Origin of the sequence: Shewanella sp. Shew256, assembly GCF_002196695.1 — a bacterium.
In the GTDB taxonomy this organism is placed as follows: Bacteria; Pseudomonadota; Gammaproteobacteria; order Enterobacterales; family Shewanellaceae; genus Shewanella; species Shewanella mangrovisoli.
Map to the genome: position 1 here is coordinate 616260 of NZ_NAJR01000001.1, position 15303 is coordinate 631562.

Annotated in this window: 12 protein-coding genes; 6 read left to right on the forward strand and 6 right to left on the reverse strand. The window is 48.8% G+C overall.

The annotated features are described in order from the left end of the window. Positions 1-92: 92 nt before the first annotated feature. Positions 93-2390 (reverse strand): LPS assembly protein LptD, encoded by a 2298-nt coding sequence (gene lptD / locus B5P39_RS02665; RefSeq protein WP_011718027.1) that lies wholly within the window; start codon positions 2388-2390, stop codon positions 93-95. Positions 2391-2505: 115 nt separating this feature from the next. Between lptD and B5P39_RS02670 the strand changes: the two genes are divergently transcribed. From B5P39_RS02670 to B5P39_RS24860, 6 genes are all read left to right on the forward strand, one after another. Continuing rightward, positions 2506-3597 carry an aminoglycoside phosphotransferase family protein gene (locus B5P39_RS02670; RefSeq protein ID WP_088210359.1) on the forward strand — a complete coding sequence of 364 codons (1092 nt, stop codon included), beginning with the start codon at positions 2506-2508 and terminating at the stop codon, positions 3595-3597. Next, on the forward strand, positions 3594-4262 hold the full coding sequence (gene murU, locus B5P39_RS02675) for an N-acetylmuramate alpha-1-phosphate uridylyltransferase MurU (protein WP_088210360.1): 669 nt from the start codon (positions 3594-3596) through the stop codon (positions 4260-4262). Before B5P39_RS02670 ends, murU begins: the two co-directional genes overlap by 4 nt. 93 nt (positions 4263-4355) lie before the next feature. After that, positions 4356-5144, forward strand: coding sequence for a co-chaperone DjlA (gene djlA / locus B5P39_RS02680; RefSeq protein WP_088210361.1), 789 nt, complete (start codon positions 4356-4358; stop codon positions 5142-5144). A 55-nt stretch (positions 5145-5199) separates the two neighbouring features. Beyond that, entirely contained in the window at positions 5200-5844 is a 645-nt protein-coding gene (locus tag B5P39_RS02685; RefSeq protein ID WP_088210362.1) for an outer membrane beta-barrel protein, read from the forward strand. Positions 5845-5890: 46 nt separating this feature from the next. Then, a complete protein-coding gene (locus B5P39_RS02690) occupies positions 5891-6844 on the forward strand; it encodes a D-2-hydroxyacid dehydrogenase (protein ID WP_088210363.1) in 954 nt (317 codons plus the stop codon). A gap of 1093 nt (positions 6845-7937) precedes the next feature. Continuing rightward, a complete protein-coding gene (locus B5P39_RS24860) occupies positions 7938-8066 on the forward strand; it encodes a hypothetical protein (RefSeq protein ID WP_254915675.1) in 129 nt (42 codons plus the stop codon). Positions 8067-8310: 244 nt separating this feature from the next. Here B5P39_RS24860 and B5P39_RS02700 read toward each other — a convergent pair whose 3' ends face one another. The 5 genes from B5P39_RS02700 to purT form a co-directional block, all read right to left on the reverse strand. Beyond that, positions 8311-9288: a transposase gene (locus tag B5P39_RS02700; protein ID WP_088210364.1), complete on the reverse strand. Its 978-nt coding sequence runs from the start codon at positions 9286-9288 to the stop codon at positions 8311-8313. Between the two features lie 114 nt (positions 9289-9402). Next, positions 9403-9813 (reverse strand): hypothetical protein, encoded by a 411-nt coding sequence (locus B5P39_RS02705; protein ID WP_088210365.1) that lies wholly within the window; start codon positions 9811-9813, stop codon positions 9403-9405. Between the two features lie 144 nt (positions 9814-9957). Then, positions 9958-12255, reverse strand: coding sequence for a hypothetical protein (locus B5P39_RS02710; RefSeq protein ID WP_088210366.1), 2298 nt, complete (start codon positions 12253-12255; stop codon positions 9958-9960). Beyond that, positions 12245-13750 carry a DUF3142 domain-containing protein gene (locus B5P39_RS02715; protein WP_088210367.1) on the reverse strand — a complete coding sequence of 502 codons (1506 nt, stop codon included), beginning with the start codon at positions 13748-13750 and terminating at the stop codon, positions 12245-12247. Before B5P39_RS02715 ends, B5P39_RS02710 begins: the two co-directional genes overlap by 11 nt. A gap of 237 nt (positions 13751-13987) precedes the next feature. Then, entirely contained in the window at positions 13988-15163 is a 1176-nt protein-coding gene (purT, locus tag B5P39_RS02720; protein ID WP_011623765.1) for a formate-dependent phosphoribosylglycinamide formyltransferase, read from the reverse strand. Between the last annotated feature and the right edge of the window lie 140 nt (positions 15164-15303).

The window sequence follows — 15303 nt, forward strand, 5'->3', positions numbered from 1 at the left end:
CCGAGACTCTTTTTTGGGGCGCGCACGGCTTTCATTAACCTGTTTGGACTCTCAGTCCTTGTTGAGGTTCAGCAATCTACCACAAATCTTTGCTAATTCCTCAGATAAAGCGGTTTTCTGTAGTTAAACAGACCGTCATTGAGCATATCGGATACGCCTAATGGGCCCGAACCACCGAGTCCTTTGATGACTAAATTCAGGTAAACACCGCTTTCAAATTGCTCGCGCTCATCGATAACGGCCGAACCAATGTTGTCATCGTAATTGGTCTTAATTCGGTAGTGATAGCTGAGACGAATTGCGTAACAGCATGATTCATATTGGAAACCAGTATAGGTTTCTATGCTGCGGCTCTCGTTGAGGTCGTAGTACCAGTTACCGACAAAATACAGGCTGTCGTTAATCGGCCAGGCACCACGCACACCCGCTTGGGAAATATTCACCAGATCGTTGGTGTTGGAGTTCAATAGATCCGGCACATAACGATAACTGAGCTGCAAGAGTTTATTGGCTTCGGGACGGAAGTCTAAGGTGACTTCGGTCTTCTTGTTATCGCTCGAGTTGGTGTCGTATTGAATCGCGGCACCTAAATACCAGTCATGGCTTAAGCGGGTATCTAACTCGGCGGCCAAGACTGAAGTTGATTGATTTTGCTCGAAGAGGTTATCTTCGTAACCCAGCTTACTGTCCTGCAGATAGAGGATCTGACCTAGGCTGAACTTAGTCGCCTCTTGGTTGTGATCGTCGAAGAAACGCGTGGTCACACCGAGCGTGACTTGGTTTGCATCGGCGATGCGGTCAAGGCCTGAGAAGCGGCGGTCACGGAACAGACCGAAGTAGTCGTCCTGTAACTGGGCCGTATCGTAAATGCCTATGCCACGCTGATCTTCATAGCCTACGTACAGATACTGGAACTGAGGTTCGAGTGTCTGGCGGTAGTTTTGATCGAACAGTTCGGTAAAGCGCTCGAAGTTGATTTGACCATTGATCCGCACCTGCGGAATGGTGCGACTCACAGTATCGTCTAAGCCATCGAATCCACTGTTGTTTTTTTCCTGCCAATAGTTGGTTTGCATCAGTTTGACTTGGCTGGTTAACGAACCCGAAGGGCCGTGAATTGGTAGCGTCAGGCTAGGTGCCATATGCAAACGGGTGGCGGTATTCATGTCGCTGTCTTGATGGGCGAAGTTGGTCAGCTCTGAGTTAAAGCCAAAGTCCAAGTTATTCCAAAAGTCGGCGGCGCGGTAGTTAAAGTTCACCTGCGGCATCACTTGATAAGGCTTTTCGTCCTCACCCAGCACTTTAATATCTTGTACCCGAGTGCTGATATCCCAATCTCGTTCGAAGTAGCTGACTTCACCAATCCGCGATAATTGGTTATCGGTGGCGCGGTTGACATCAGACTTTAAGTCGTTGAAATAGTTGTTATCAGACACTTCGGTAAAGTTGGCGAGTACCCGCCAATTTTTATCGATGGCGCCTTGGTGTTGCCAGTTATAGAGGTAACGATTTGGGCTGCCGCTGATCATCTGATCATTACCCAAATATTCTAAATTCAAGCGACCACTCTGGGCCTCACCCGCGAGATAACGAAATTCTGTCTTGGTGAATAAACCACGGCTAGACATATAGTTAGGTGTAAAGGTGAGGTCGTATTCCGGCGCGATATTCCAATAATAGGGCGCGGAAACTTCAAAACCGTTGGTGGTGCTGGTGCTAAAGCTTGGGTAGAGGAAACCGGTTTTACGTTTATCGGAAACTGGCACCGTCATATAAGGAATATAGAACACCGGAATATCGGCGACTCTCAGCTTGGCATTCCAAATCTCGCCCCATTCTTCTTCGCTGTTAATCTTGATTTTTTCTGCTTCGAGCAGCCAAGAAACATTGTCTGGCGGACAAGTGGTGAAGTTAGTATTGGTTAAGATCAGGTTGTTGTTCATGGTGATTTGCAGTTTTTCGGCATCGCCGTGAACCTGCTGACCATGTAGCCAATACTGGGCACCCTTGAGGGTCGCGCGGTTGCTGCGCATTTGTGCCTGCAGCGAATCGGCGGTAACGGTAAAAATACTGTCTTGGAAAACGAGGTTGCCATTGGCATCGAATTGCTCGGTCGCTTGGTCGAGAATCGCTTCATCGGCGGCAATATGTCTGTCGCCCTGACTGAAGACCACATCGCCGGTAAAAATGGCTTGTTTGCCCATTTCGGCGTTGGAGCGGTCCGACACGATACGAATTTTCTCTTGATCGGCGGCGCTCAGGCCGGGTTGAGATACGATACGAGGTACTGGCGGTTCAATGACGCATTGTGACGCTGAGGCTGTGGGAGATTCGTCTGCCAGGACAACTTGCGGTAACAGGCTCAAGGCCAGAAAGTAACGGATCTGCATCTTAGGTCAATAATAATGATTTCTTTGTCTGGACAAGTATCGACGGGGAAAGTTGCAAACTACAAGTGCAACGCAGCAAATAAATCTCTCAATTTCTTAGCTGTTTCCAAATTATATGCCAGCTATAATAAAGCAATTTTTCTATAAGAGCCATGAAATGACCTTATCCGACTCGAGATTTATTTCCCTTAATCAGTGGCTGAACCGTTATTTTTCCTATGATGTGACCCCGATTCTGATTTCCGGTGACGCCAGTTTTAGGCGCTATTTCCGGGTCACTGACCGCGATACGAGCTACATTGTTGCCGATTCGCCGCCCGCCTTAGTGCCTATCGCGCCTTTTATCGCCCTCGCCAGTGCCTATGCGGCGGCGGGACTGACAGTTCCAAAAGTCATCGCCTCCGATGCCGAGCAAGGCTTTATGCTACTGAGCGATCTTGGGGATACTCAGTTGTTGTCTGTGCTGACCGATGCGAATGTGGCGGACTACTATCGCCGCGCCTTGGCATTGTTACCTCAGGTAGCCTCAGTGGTTGAGAGCCTTGACCCTGTTACTGGCAGCACGCAGCCATTGCCTTTATATGATGAGGCATTTGTGCGCCGCGAGTTGGGGATCTTTACCGAGTGGCTATTAGAGAGACATTTACAGCTCGAACTCAGCCATGAGGAACGCTCTCTGGTTGAAAAGAGCTTTGACCTCTTGGTAGACAATGCCCTCGCGCAACCTAAGGTGGGAATGCACCGCGATTACCACAGCCGTAACTTGATGCTCAAAGAGGGCGAACTGTGCGTGATTGATTTCCAAGATGCGGTGCTCGGGCCTGTGACCTACGATGCCGTGTCTTTACTGCGGGATTGCTATGTGCGTTGGCCGCAAACCATGGTGCAGGAATTAATGCGGCAGCATTATCAGCAAGTGCTTGAGTTAGGGCAAATCCCTATACAAACATCCTTTACCCAGTATCAAACTTGGTTTGATTTAATGGGATTGCAGCGCCATATCAAGGCCGCAGGGATTTTTGCGCGTTTACACTATCGGGATAACAAGCCCGCCTATATGGCCGATATTCCGTTAACCTTGTCCTACATTGTGGATATTGCCAGCCTTTATCCAGCGCTCACGCCATTTTCCGCTTGGATGCAATCGCGCGTTGTACCTGCGTTTGCGGCTAAGGGAAAGGGTACTCAGCAGGGAGACAAGCAATGAAGGCAATGATCCTCGCGGCAGGCAGGGGAGAGCGTTTACGCCCCTTGACCGACACCCAGCCCAAACCTTTAGTGCCCGTCTTAGGTAAACCGCTGATTGTGTACCATATCGAGAAGTTGGCCGCGGCAGGGATTGTCGATATCGTGATAAATCATGCTTGGCTTGGGCATAAGCTGGTCGAAACCCTAGGGGATGGTCACGCCTTTGGGGTCAAGATCCAATATAGCGCCGAAGCATCGGCCCTCGAAACCGGAGGCGGAATTAAACAAGCCTTGCCTTTGCTAACTGACGGCGACTCGGATGCGCCGTTTTTAGTGCTCAATGGTGATGTGTTTATCGATGCCTTGCCGACGATTGTTCCCTTAGCGGATACTGCTCTGGCGCATCTATGGTTGGTGCCAAATCCCGAGCAACATCCAAATGGTGACTTTGCCTTGGAGCAGGGGCTTGTACGTGAGCAGGGTGAGCAGAAATACACTTTCTCTGGTATGGGTTTATATCGCCCATCATTTTTTGACGGCACGCCGGATGGTGCCTTTGCCCTTGGGCCTTTGCTGCGGGCTAAAATGGCCGATGGCCTGATCACCGGGACACACTTTAATGGACTCTGGTGCGATGTTGGGACGATTCCGCGTCTGCAAGCATTAGAGTCAGCGCTGGCGTAATGGCATATCGCCTAACGTTTAGCGCCTTGAGTGAAGGGTTTCACTCGCCATGTCGATTGAGTGACTGAATAAATTATCAAATTGGGAATTAAGATGCGCCTTTGGGGTAAGTTTTTTGGATTTGTTATCGGGTTTATGTTTGGCCGTATTTTCGGTGCGTTACTGGGTTTATGGCTTGGGCATCTCTACGACAAACGCGTCGGTGGTGGCGCCAGTTTTAGCCAGATTTTAGGTCAGGCTAAAAACCGACAGGGGATATTCTTTAACACTACCTTCGCCGTAATGGGCCATGTGGCCAAGGCATCGGGTCGTGTGACTGAGACCGATATTCGTATCGCGACTATGTTGATGGATCAGATGCGCTTAACGGGTGAAGCCCGTAAAGAGGCGCAGCAGGCGTTCCGTGAGGGTAAAGAGCCGGGTTTTGACCTGCGCAGCAGTCTGCAAGCCTTTCGCGCCGTGACCCAAGGTCGCCAAGAACTGGTGCAAATGTTTATCGAGATCCAAATTCAAACCGCTTTATCGGACGGTGAGCTCGATCCCGCTGAGCATGCAATTCTGATGACGGTGGCCCAAGAGTTAGGGTATGGTCGTGGGCAACTCGATGAATTACTTAAACGTTGGCAAGCGGAATACCGTTTCCACCAGACTTCTAATGGTAATAAAACCTCGATTACCGACGCCTATAATTTGCTTGGCATTAATGCTGAGGCGACGGATCAAGAGGTGAAGCGGGCTTATCGCAAGTTGATGAATGAACATCATCCCGATAAGTTAATCGCTAAGGGGTTACCACCCGAGATGATGGAAATTGCCAATCGTAAAGCGCAGGACATCCAAGCTGCGTACGACAGGGTGAAATCGGAGCGCGGCATGCGCTAACGCTTCGGTTAACGTTGTCGACGCAAGGAATAATAACGACAGATAAGGGATTAAGATGAAATACGTTAACCGATTAACTGTGATAGCAGGTTTGTTACCTCTAACCCTCGCATTACCAACCTATGCCGAACCCGAGCTGTTTGTCGCCCCCTACGGTGGTTACAGCTTTGGTGGTAGCTCGTTCGATATCAATGAACTCGATGCGAACAAGGCTGAAACCGATCATAAGCAAAGTGTGGGTATCGAAGAGGCGAGCCATTACGGCATCATGTTAGGGATTGGCACTAACGATCCCGGCAATATTTACCTGCTCTACAGTCGCCAATCCTCCGAGCTGAAAAGCGGCGGTCTGTTTACCCCTGACTTAGTCGCCTCCTTAGATGTTGACTATATCCACCTTGGCGGCACCTTATTCTTCCCCAGTGGCGATTTTCAGCCCTACATTACCGCCAGTGCCGGGGTGACTCGGATGATGCCCGATGATTGGTCAACGGAAACCCGTTTCTCCATGGGCATTGGTGGCGGTGCTGAATACCGCATGACGCAAAACTTCGCGCTGTTTGCGGACTTGCGTGGCTACGCCACTTTTATCGACAGTGACAGCTCACTTTTTTGTAATGAAGACCAATGTCTATGGCATGTGACATCGGATGTGATGTGGCAAGTGCAAGCCAATCTTGGAGTCAAACTCAGTTTTTAATTCCCCTGCTTTATGGGCAAGGCGCAAACGCAGTTAAGAGGTAAAGATGAAAATAGTCGTACTCGATGGTGAAACCTTAAATCCTGGGGATTTAACCTGGCAAGCGGTCAGCGAGTTAGGGGAGTTTAGCTGTTTTGCCCGCACGCCCTCGGCCGAGATTATCCCCCGCGCTCAGGATGCCGAAATTGTGTTCACCAACAAGACCCCCCTCGATACCAATACCTTAGCCCAACTGCCAAAGCTTAAATATATCGGTGTGCTCGCCACCGGCACTAACGTGGTGGATCTCGCCGCCGCAAAAGAGTTAGGCATAGTGGTCACCAACGTACCCGCATATGGCCCCGATGCCGTTGCGCAAATGGTGTTTGCCCATATTTTGCATCACACGCAAGCCGTTGCGGCGCACCATCAAGCCGTTGCCGCAGGGCAGTGGAGCAATTGTAGTGACTTTTGTTTTACCTTAATGCCGCTGCAATCCCTTAAAGATAAAACCTTAGGCTTGATTGGTTACGGGGATATTGGCCAGCAGGTCGCTAAACTCGCCTTAGCCTTCGGCATGAAGGTATTAGTGAATACCCGCACCGAACCCCGTGATTTACCCCAAGGCGTGAGTTGGACATCCCGCGATACGGTATTCAAGGAGTCCGATATTCTCTCGCTCCATTGTCCTCTCACTCCTGAAACGACCAAGCTAATTAACACTCAAACCCTCGAATTGATGAAGCCGCAGGCGCTACTGATCAACACCGCGCGCGGCGGCTTAATTGATGAGGCAGCTCTAGCGGCGGCATTAGCGCAGGGCAAAGTCTTTGCTGGCGTTGATGTTCTCTCAACCGAACCACCGAGTGCGGATAATCCGCTACTCACTGCGCCCAATATCAGTATCAGCCCACACAATGCTTGGGCAACCAAAGAAGCACGACAGAACCTGCTAAATATCGCGACGGCAAATCTCAGCGCCTATTTAGCTGGTGACAAAGTTAATTGGGTAAATCCCTAAGGTTTGTGGGTTAGAACGTTTCTTTTGATAAGAGATAATGCGTTTATTCCAAAGTCACACCGTTGTGTGCTGAAGAGTGTAATACATGGGGTGGATAGTGCCGTTAACGGCATAAAATTGGGGGGAGACGATATTTAAGTGCTAAGTTATAGGTGAGCCATGGTATTCGCTCTCCGACGCGCAGCGAGTCCATCCTTGGATGCTCGACCGCCCCGTCCGTGGGGCGGACGGTCGTCTCGCTAATCACCATGGCTCACCTATTTGGCATCAGCGTAGCCTGTAAGTTTTAAAGAAACACACAGCATGTTTGGGGACATTTTCGAGTTAAAACCTTAACTCTAACGAGTCTGTTTTAGATAAAAATATCTATGGAGATAACGCCCGCCACAAACGCAAGCAATTTGTTGCGAGTCGAGCCGCAAAGCGGCGTTTTGATGGCGTTTGTTATGCATTTTTCAATAGCCTTTCTGCCAGCGCTTTGGGTAAACACCTTTAAAAGAGATATTTATAAACTCGTCTTTACTAATGAGTCCATTTTGGTACTTAATTCCGTAGTAAATGAAAGCCGATAAAACACAAAATATGTACAAACAGAGAATAAGCGTTAAGAGGCAGCTTGCGAACATAAAAACAACTATCGTTTGATCATATTGCCGGATAGGGACATCAGTGGCTATACCAAAGAACGATGAAATATATTGGAAAAGGTAAAACGCTAGTACTCCACCAAGTATGCAACCGAAACCGCCAACTCTCGCTGATTCAGCGTAGAACTGAGGTTGTAAGTTTAACTGACTTTTAATTGCCCGAATCACTATGTGATTACCTCAAAATGCATAACGCCGCATTAAGGGGGGAACAACGCATTCCCCCAAACCTAAACCATTGTGCCGTAACCACTAAGGCTTATTCAAACCCAAAATACCAAGCGTTGTGAATCCCTCTTAAATGCTTTGTTATGTGCGTAATCAACAACCTTGTTTCTGTTGTAACTTGTGATTAAATGCAACTCTTTGCTTATTTGTGCTTTTAGAATACGACCCGTTTTAATACTTTAGTTTTGGTTTCATTCAACTTCGTTCAAGGAGACAAAATGGGTATCAAAACTGGTCCTAAAAGAACAAACCAAGATGGAACACCTGATAAACGACAACGTGTTACCGAGGAAAATAAGAAAAAACATCCAAAGTTAAAAGAGCACAAACACGAAAAAGGCGATTAACGCAATCAAAATGAGTAAATCTGGCCACCCATTTTAAATCAACAACATAATGCACTTTCGGTTTACCTACAACTTGTAACAGTTAATGTTGTTTAAAAAAGAACCATCAAAGTCGCAGGGACAACATCTGAGGCAATAAATTGCGCTAATTCCTTTAAAAATAGAGCATTTCAGACGAGATAACTCATCCCTTAGTGCTTGGGATGTGTTCAGGATGGGGCTTTTGAAATGATATAAGTAGTTTTCAGTTGCTGTAAAAGTGCTGGCAGCATTTAGCAAAATGCCGTCGTCGCTTTTCTAAGTGTTCGCAATAATCGGTTAGTGCTTGCAATGTGCCTACAGGACCATGAAATAGCTTGCCAAACTCGGTGGTCAGCTTGAGCCAATTGTCATGGGGGATATTTAATCTGTTCAGTATCTTGGTACTACTTTCACTGATGTATCCACGTTTATCATTGCGAATAATTCGGCCCGTATCATCTACCAATTTAAGGTAGTCCGTTAATGAAAACGCAATGCCATTGGGTTGGTTGTCGCACTCGTTACCAATAAAAGGCAGGAGATTGCTTGGCTGCTTACCTTTTAATGCGGCCCGAATACGTAGTTGAATACTGGTATGGTCGGATTGTTCTGGTGTATCAGCAAATTGCGCTCGAATCGGATTCAAATCAACATAGGCCATACAGGCTAACACCGCAGCTTCATCGAGTAGGGCTTGCGATTTGAACCGCCCTTCCCAGAACCTGCCTGTGCAGTTATCTTCTTGATTTGCTTGCCTTGCAATCGGTTCGTTGAGGCAGCGCATAAACCAGCTAATGTCGCATAATCGACTGCGATAAAGAGCGATTGAGTGCTTTAATCTGCTCACCTCATGGGCTTCAACTAACTCACCTTTCACGAATTTTTGCGTTAATTCATCGCCTTTAAACAACTTATGCCACTGCTCAAGCACTTGGCGGTCTGTCCAACGATTGGCCGTCTCGATATCGACTCGCAGCACCACATGCAGATGATTAGACATCACGGCAAAGGCTGCGATATCAATAGCAAAAACAGCTTCAAGTTCAAACAATAATGACTCTACCCAAGCGCGGCGATGGTCGTAGTTTTTACCCGAATAGGTATCATCACCACATAAAAATGCCCGCCGAACAACGCGGCTACAGCAATGATAATAAGGTGTGTCTTCAAGACTTATCTGAGTTCTACGAGGGCGCGGCATACAAACCTCCTTGTTCAATGCTTAACCAAAGCATAGTCGGAGGTTAGCTACTGCGCTATTGAGGTTGGGTGTCCGGTTTTGTTCATCTTCTACCTTCTTCAGAAGGTGGATTCTTTACTTTTGTAAACGTTCATCATGCAACCATTTAGTGACTTTCGTAACCGTACCAGCAGAAAGTCCAATTACCCCAGTTAAATCAGCATTATACACCCCTTTAACTTGAACGTATTCGCCTTTGAGAGCCCGAAGTGATTTCTTTTGAGTTTCTGATAGTTCAAGCTCGACCGCATAAACTGACATTCGGCGTTCATATTTCTCATAATCTAGGTAGAGTCGATATGTATCTTCAAATTCATCATATACACCGCTAACAACTATTATTTTCTTGTTAAAATCATCAGGGTTGGCTATTAAATGTATTATTGAGACTATACAGACAGTCGGCTCGTCTGACGAACAAATCCGTGCATAGCTGTTTGAACTCAAAAGAAGTAACAGTATTGTAATGTATATTAGATTCTTCATTGTTTTCGTTGTAATTGGTCAATTTGTTGTGTATTCGGAGCCATCATAGAGACTAACAACAAAATTTTAGTTTTATGCCCAAACTACCTGAATCCAGCCTCTTCGGGTTGTTTGGGCATATTTAACTTTTCATCTCAGTTGATTTTAGCTTTGATGGTTTTTTGCTCGGCGAGATCGTCTGCGTAGACCAATAAATCCGATCAAGGCTGCAGTGATAACCAGTGAGCCATAGGCCACGGGCTTTTTCAGTTTGTGGTAAATCGCATTCCACTTGGCGATTTGGTTGGCTTTTTCCCGTTCGACGGCGCGGTCAAAATCTGGGGTTTCACATTGCGTACCAAAATTCTCCGCCCAAGGCACAAAGGGACCATTGGCGACGTATTTTTTATAGTAGCGGCGGGCGAGTTCATCATCGCGATATAACACCCAACCTGTGGCTTGGCACAATAGCGCCGCATAGGCTTGGCTGTTGTGGGGCACGAGATCGGCGGCCTTGCTTGCTAGCTCGGCGGCTTGGTAACGATAGTGGAAGCGTTTATCGGGGATCGCTTGGCTGGCACTAATGCGTTGCTGCTCTTTATCGCTGAGCTTATCCGCAGCGTACCAATCCCTTAGGTCGAACATCCCAGCGTAAATCGAATAATCCGGCGCTAATTCAAAGCCTAAGATTTCCATCCCTTGATGACGCGCGAGTTCGGCAGCCGCCCAATAGGCGCGGGCGCTCTCAATGCCCTTGCTATTCTTGGCAGTGGTCAGCGCCTTGCCATACTCCAGCACGTTGACGTTGAGTGTGGGATTACTGAAATAAACAGGCGCCTCGGCAATGGCACCTTCACGCAGTAAGCGACGACCCAGTAAGTAACGCAGGCGATTGTTGATTGGCTCGACACTATCGTACCAATCACTGTCCTTGGGATACTCGAAAGTCATTACCGGCACATGCTTGTCGATAAACAGCTTAAGCTCGGCGGTGGTGAGCACGCGCTCGGCCACATAGGCGATATCCTGCCAATACTCATCGCCACTGGCGAACAGTTGGCTGAGGGCGTCAACATATTCGCCCCGTTCAAGGGATAGCACGCCCTGCTCGGCGCGAATACGGCAATAGGTGGCTTGCTGGGCATCGGCGTCGATGGCCTGTTGTTGAGTATCCTTAGCATTTAAGTGCTCAGTACCTGAAGTCGCATCGGTTGGAAAATGATGCACTGCTTGGGCATAGGCCTTAGCCGCTTGGGCTTGATCACCCTTTTGCAGCATAAGCTTCGCCGTGAGCCACCAAGTCAAGCCGCTCGGTTTGGCGAGTGCCAGCATGCGCTCGGCGCTGGCATAGTCACCCAATTGATAGTAAATCGCCGCTAACTTATCACCCTGGCTCAGTACTACACCATCGGTTGGGAATACGGTGAGGATTTCGGCAACCTTTTGGCCCATGTCCATTAGTTGTCCGTCGAAGGCGAAATCATTAGCACTGCTTTGCCAGTAGGCAATGAGTAACTGTTGCACACTCGGCTGCTGTAATAATGGTTTTAGCTCATTGATATTTTTAGACATTAAGCTGCGACTTAACATCAGCAGCGAATCATAGCCACTACTGTCGCCCTGCACCGACTGGGTGGCATAGAGTTCAATAACCTTATCTAAGGTGGCAGGATTTAAGGCTACATCTATTTTAGGCGGCTCATATTCCCCACGAGTGACTTCAATTTGAGCTTGGCTTTGATGCAGCAGAATATAAGCCTGCTCGCCAAGGCCAGCCAAACTCAAGCGCAGCGGATCGGCCGCGCCTTGAGTCACCTCTGCTTGTAGCTGCTGCAAATAAGCATTGGCTTGGACAAAATGGCTATTATCACTAGCGGTTTTGCTCTTTATCAGCTCGATACGAGATAAGCTATACAGCGCCCACAGGCTGCGACCCGCACGCTCACTCTCAGGTAGGGCGATGACTTTTTTAAAGTAATCGCTGGCTTTATCGTACTCTCTGGCATCAAACGCCATGGCGCCAAGGCTGTACCAAGTTAAGGCGGGCGCTAAGGTCTCTTTTAACTGCGCGGCGATTTGCTCGGCCTCTGCCAAGCTTTGCGCATCACGCAGGCTATTGACTAGCGCGAGTTGAGCCTCGGATAACTCGCTGTTTTCATAGGCGCGAGTCTGGGAAAGATAGCGACTATGCACTTCGTCCCAGAGGTATTCCTGCGCCGCAGGTTCATCTTGAAACTGCCAAGCCAGTGGTTTAGCTAAACCGCTAAGTTGTTGGCTAAAACTGGTTTGCGGTAAATAGCTTAGGTTATTTTGCCTGTCTTGGGTTAATTGCAGCGGAAAGTCTGGGCCACAGGCTAACAGTGCGGGGGAAAACAGACTTAAGCCAATCAGACTGGTTTGTTTTAATTTGGTTTTCCAGCGAGGGAGAGGATTCGCTGATAATGAATGTGGCTTATGGCGCATAAATTCCCTGTAAATGTAATGACTCACAACGTGCCCAACCGATAACTCTGCGCCCGTTTGGGCTTAGCTCGACCGCTGAGATTAAATTCGGCGCAAACTGCGAGGAGGCAGGCTCTGCTGTGCGCTCCGTTGAGGTGGCTTGCGGTAACTGCCACACTAATGTTCCTTGGGTTAATTTGGCTTGATAACCGTTTTGCGCATCATACCCGCTGCACGCCTGCGCCGCTAGGGACAACTGGCTAGGTAACTTGCCCGCAATATTGCCCTTATTGACTAACACCAGTTGAAATAAGCTGGTTTTCGGTGCCTCATGTTGGGCTGGCTCAGTATTGGCTTGGTTTAAGATTTCTAGCTCAATCTGCGGGGCGAGTGGTTGCTGCTTGGCGACCGCAATCAGGGTCGAGAGTGGCCAAACCCGTTTATCCCCTTCGAGGGGTAATCGAAACCAAATCATCCCCTTAAGCCTTGGGTCGGCAAAAGTGTGCAGTTTTTTAACGAAGGACTGCAACATCTGTGGATCGGCCATCAATTCCTGGCGCGCTACATGCTGCGAAGATGCTGAGTCTGCCAATGGCATTCGCATCGGCACTTCACTCTCCACTCGATAACCCGATGCTGTGCTATACACCGCCGAGCCATAGGACGGCAGGGCGATGAGGTAGGGCACCTTGGCTAACCGTGACAGCTGCTCGACCCATCGCCAGCCTTGCGCAGCATCGAACAACCCTAAACGTGGGTCGCTGACACTGTGAATTTGCAGTACCAGCTCATCGATATTGTCAAACAGCGACGGAAACTCTGTGCTGCTCAACCAAGCGGGCAATGAGGTAATGCTAAGTTTAAGTGTTTGGGGTAATTGGCTTTTTAACTCGCGTAAAAAGGCGTTATAGGCCGCGAGTTTACTGCTGGCGCTATCGTGGTCGATTTCAATTCCCGCAAGCTTGGTGCCCTTTGCCTGCCAATCTTGAATGAGCGCGAGGATTTTTTGGATGACTTCGCGATTATTAAGGCGTGTTAGTTGGCCATCTAATCTTATTACCGCCACTTTAGGGCGTGGATCGGCCTGTAACCATTCATGGTTGACCTGTACCTCAAACCAGATATCCGCGCCATTGGGTTTGGGATGGGCTTGCAATGCTAAGATGCGCACGCCATTAAATGTGCTTTGGCTTTCGACCAAGGCGCTTTGATTGGCATCGCGCCATTGCCGCTGCCACACATACACCTCTTGGCTTAATTCACGCGGGGCGACGGTGTCTACCTTGCTGCTCGATGTATTTTGATTTGCTGGCTGACAGGCACTCAGAAGCACTAAGCCAAAGGATAATGCCAGTAATAGAAAAAGGGGGCGATGTATCGCTTGCAAGGATTTAGAGCGCCTAGGCTCAAAGTGCTTGAGCTCAAAGTGCTTGGACTGAAAGCGTCTAGAGTGAAAGCGCTTAGAGTGAAAGCGCTTAGAGCGAATGAAAGAGTAATAACGACTGCTTAAATCCATGGGATAAGAGTAAAAGCCTAGCGTGGGGCATGCCAAATAGAGGACTACTATGCCTCAAAACCACCTTGGATTGCATCAGGCTTTTGCATTAGACGCGCAACCAAGTTGGGTGAAGAGGAGATGGCGGTTAACTCGGCTTAAACGCCTTAATAACGCGCCCAGCAATAGTGCTGGGCGCGGTGCAGATCACAGTACTAAACATTAAGGTATTGGCGACAAGTCGTTAAGCATTCATGCCTAGAAAATCACTTTTACCTTAGATGCACTATCCAGCGCTTTGTTGACTGCGCTTTCGATATCCTTATCACGGGCGAGGGCAACCCCTAAACGGCGGCGACCATCGATTTCAGGCTTAGCGAATAATCTGAGCTGAGTATTCTCTGCGGCCAAGGCATCGGCAAGACCTTGATAGCGAATGTTTTTCGATTTGCCTTCCACCAATACTACCGCCGAGGCGCTGGGGCCATGTTGGTGGATGTTCGGAATGGGCAGACCAAGAATCGCCCTAACATGCAGTGCAAACTCGGATAAATCTTGGCTAATTAAGGTGACTAAACCGGTATCGTGCGGACGAGGCGAGACTTCAGAGAAATACACATCGCTCCCCTTCACAAACAGCTCGACCCCAAATAAGCCGTAACCGCCGAGGGCTTCAACCACTTTACTGGCGATTGCTTGGGATTTTGCTAGCACGTCGGCCGACATGGCTTGAGGCTGCCATGACTCGCGGTAGTCGCCATCTTCTTGTCTGTGGCCAATTGGTGCGCAGAAGTGGATGCCATTCACAGCGCTAATGGTTAGCAGGGTAATTTCGTAATCGAAGGGGATAAAGCCTTCGACAATCACACGGCCACCGCCCGCGCGGCCGCCTTCTTGGGCGTATTGCCAGGCTTTAGCGCTTTGGGATACATCACGGATAACACTTTGGCCCTTGCCCGATGAACTCATCACGGGTTTGACCACGCAGGGCACGCCAATCTTGCCAATGGCTTGATTAAATTCGGTTTCCGTGTCGCAGAAGAAATAGGGCGAGGTCGGCAGACCTAAGGTTTCGGCGGCGAGGCGACGAATGCCTTCTCTGTCCATGGTCAACTGAGTCGCGCGTGCGGTCGGCACGACATTGAGGCCTTCGGCTTCCATCTCGACCAAGGTTTGAGTGGCGATGGCTTCAATTTCGGGGATTACTAAGTGGGGCTTTTCTAGCTCAATAATGGCGCGAAGCGCTTTAGCATCGAGCATATTGATCACATGGGAGCGATGGGCAATTTGCATGGCAGGGGCATTGGGATAACGATCGACGCCAATCACTTCAACACCTAAGCGTTGGAGCTCGATGGCGACTTCTTTACCTAGCTCACCGCAGCCAAGCAACATGGCGCGTCGAGCGCCCTCTGTGTAGGGAGTTCCTATCATGGTGTGGGTACCTTTTTATATTGGGATAATTGACGCCTTGGGACGTTCTTGGGCCATAGTCTACCCCGATTGGCGCTAAAGCATGAGACTGAAATTAACAACTGTGTTTTCGATCAAGCTATTTAAGAGCGATTAGTGCT

Bases quoted from the DNA above. Each gene is read 5' to 3' on its own strand.
- djlA (WP_088210361.1), top strand. From the start codon at position 4,356: ATGCGCCTTTGGGGTAAGTTTTTTGGATTTGTTATCGGGTTTATGTTT.
- B5P39_RS02685 (WP_088210362.1), top strand. From the start codon at position 5,200: ATGAAATACGTTAACCGATTAACTGTGATAGCAGGTTTGTTACCTCTA.
- purT (WP_011623765.1), bottom strand. From the start codon at position 15,163: ATGATAGGAACTCCCTACACAGAGGGCGCTCGACGCGCCATGTTGCTT.
- B5P39_RS02690 (WP_088210363.1), top strand. From the start codon at position 5,891: ATGAAAATAGTCGTACTCGATGGTGAAACCTTAAATCCTGGGGATTTA.
- B5P39_RS02700 (WP_088210364.1), bottom strand. From the start codon at position 9,288: ATGCCGCGCCCTCGTAGAACTCAGATAAGTCTTGAAGACACACCTTAT.
- B5P39_RS02705 (WP_088210365.1), bottom strand. From the start codon at position 9,813: ATGAAGAATCTAATATACATTACAATACTGTTACTTCTTTTGAGTTCA.
- B5P39_RS02715 (WP_088210367.1), bottom strand. From the start codon at position 13,750: ATGGATTTAAGCAGTCGTTATTACTCTTTCATTCGCTCTAAGCGCTTT.
- lptD (WP_011718027.1), bottom strand. From the start codon at position 2,390: ATGCAGATCCGTTACTTTCTGGCCTTGAGCCTGTTACCGCAAGTTGTC.
- B5P39_RS02710 (WP_088210366.1), bottom strand. From the start codon at position 12,255: ATGCGCCATAAGCCACATTCATTATCAGCGAATCCTCTCCCTCGCTGG.
- B5P39_RS24860 (WP_254915675.1), top strand. From the start codon at position 7,938: ATGGGTATCAAAACTGGTCCTAAAAGAACAAACCAAGATGGAACACCT.
- B5P39_RS02670 (WP_088210359.1), top strand. From the start codon at position 2,506: ATGCCAGCTATAATAAAGCAATTTTTCTATAAGAGCCATGAAATGACC.
- murU (WP_088210360.1), top strand. From the start codon at position 3,594: ATGAAGGCAATGATCCTCGCGGCAGGCAGGGGAGAGCGTTTACGCCCC.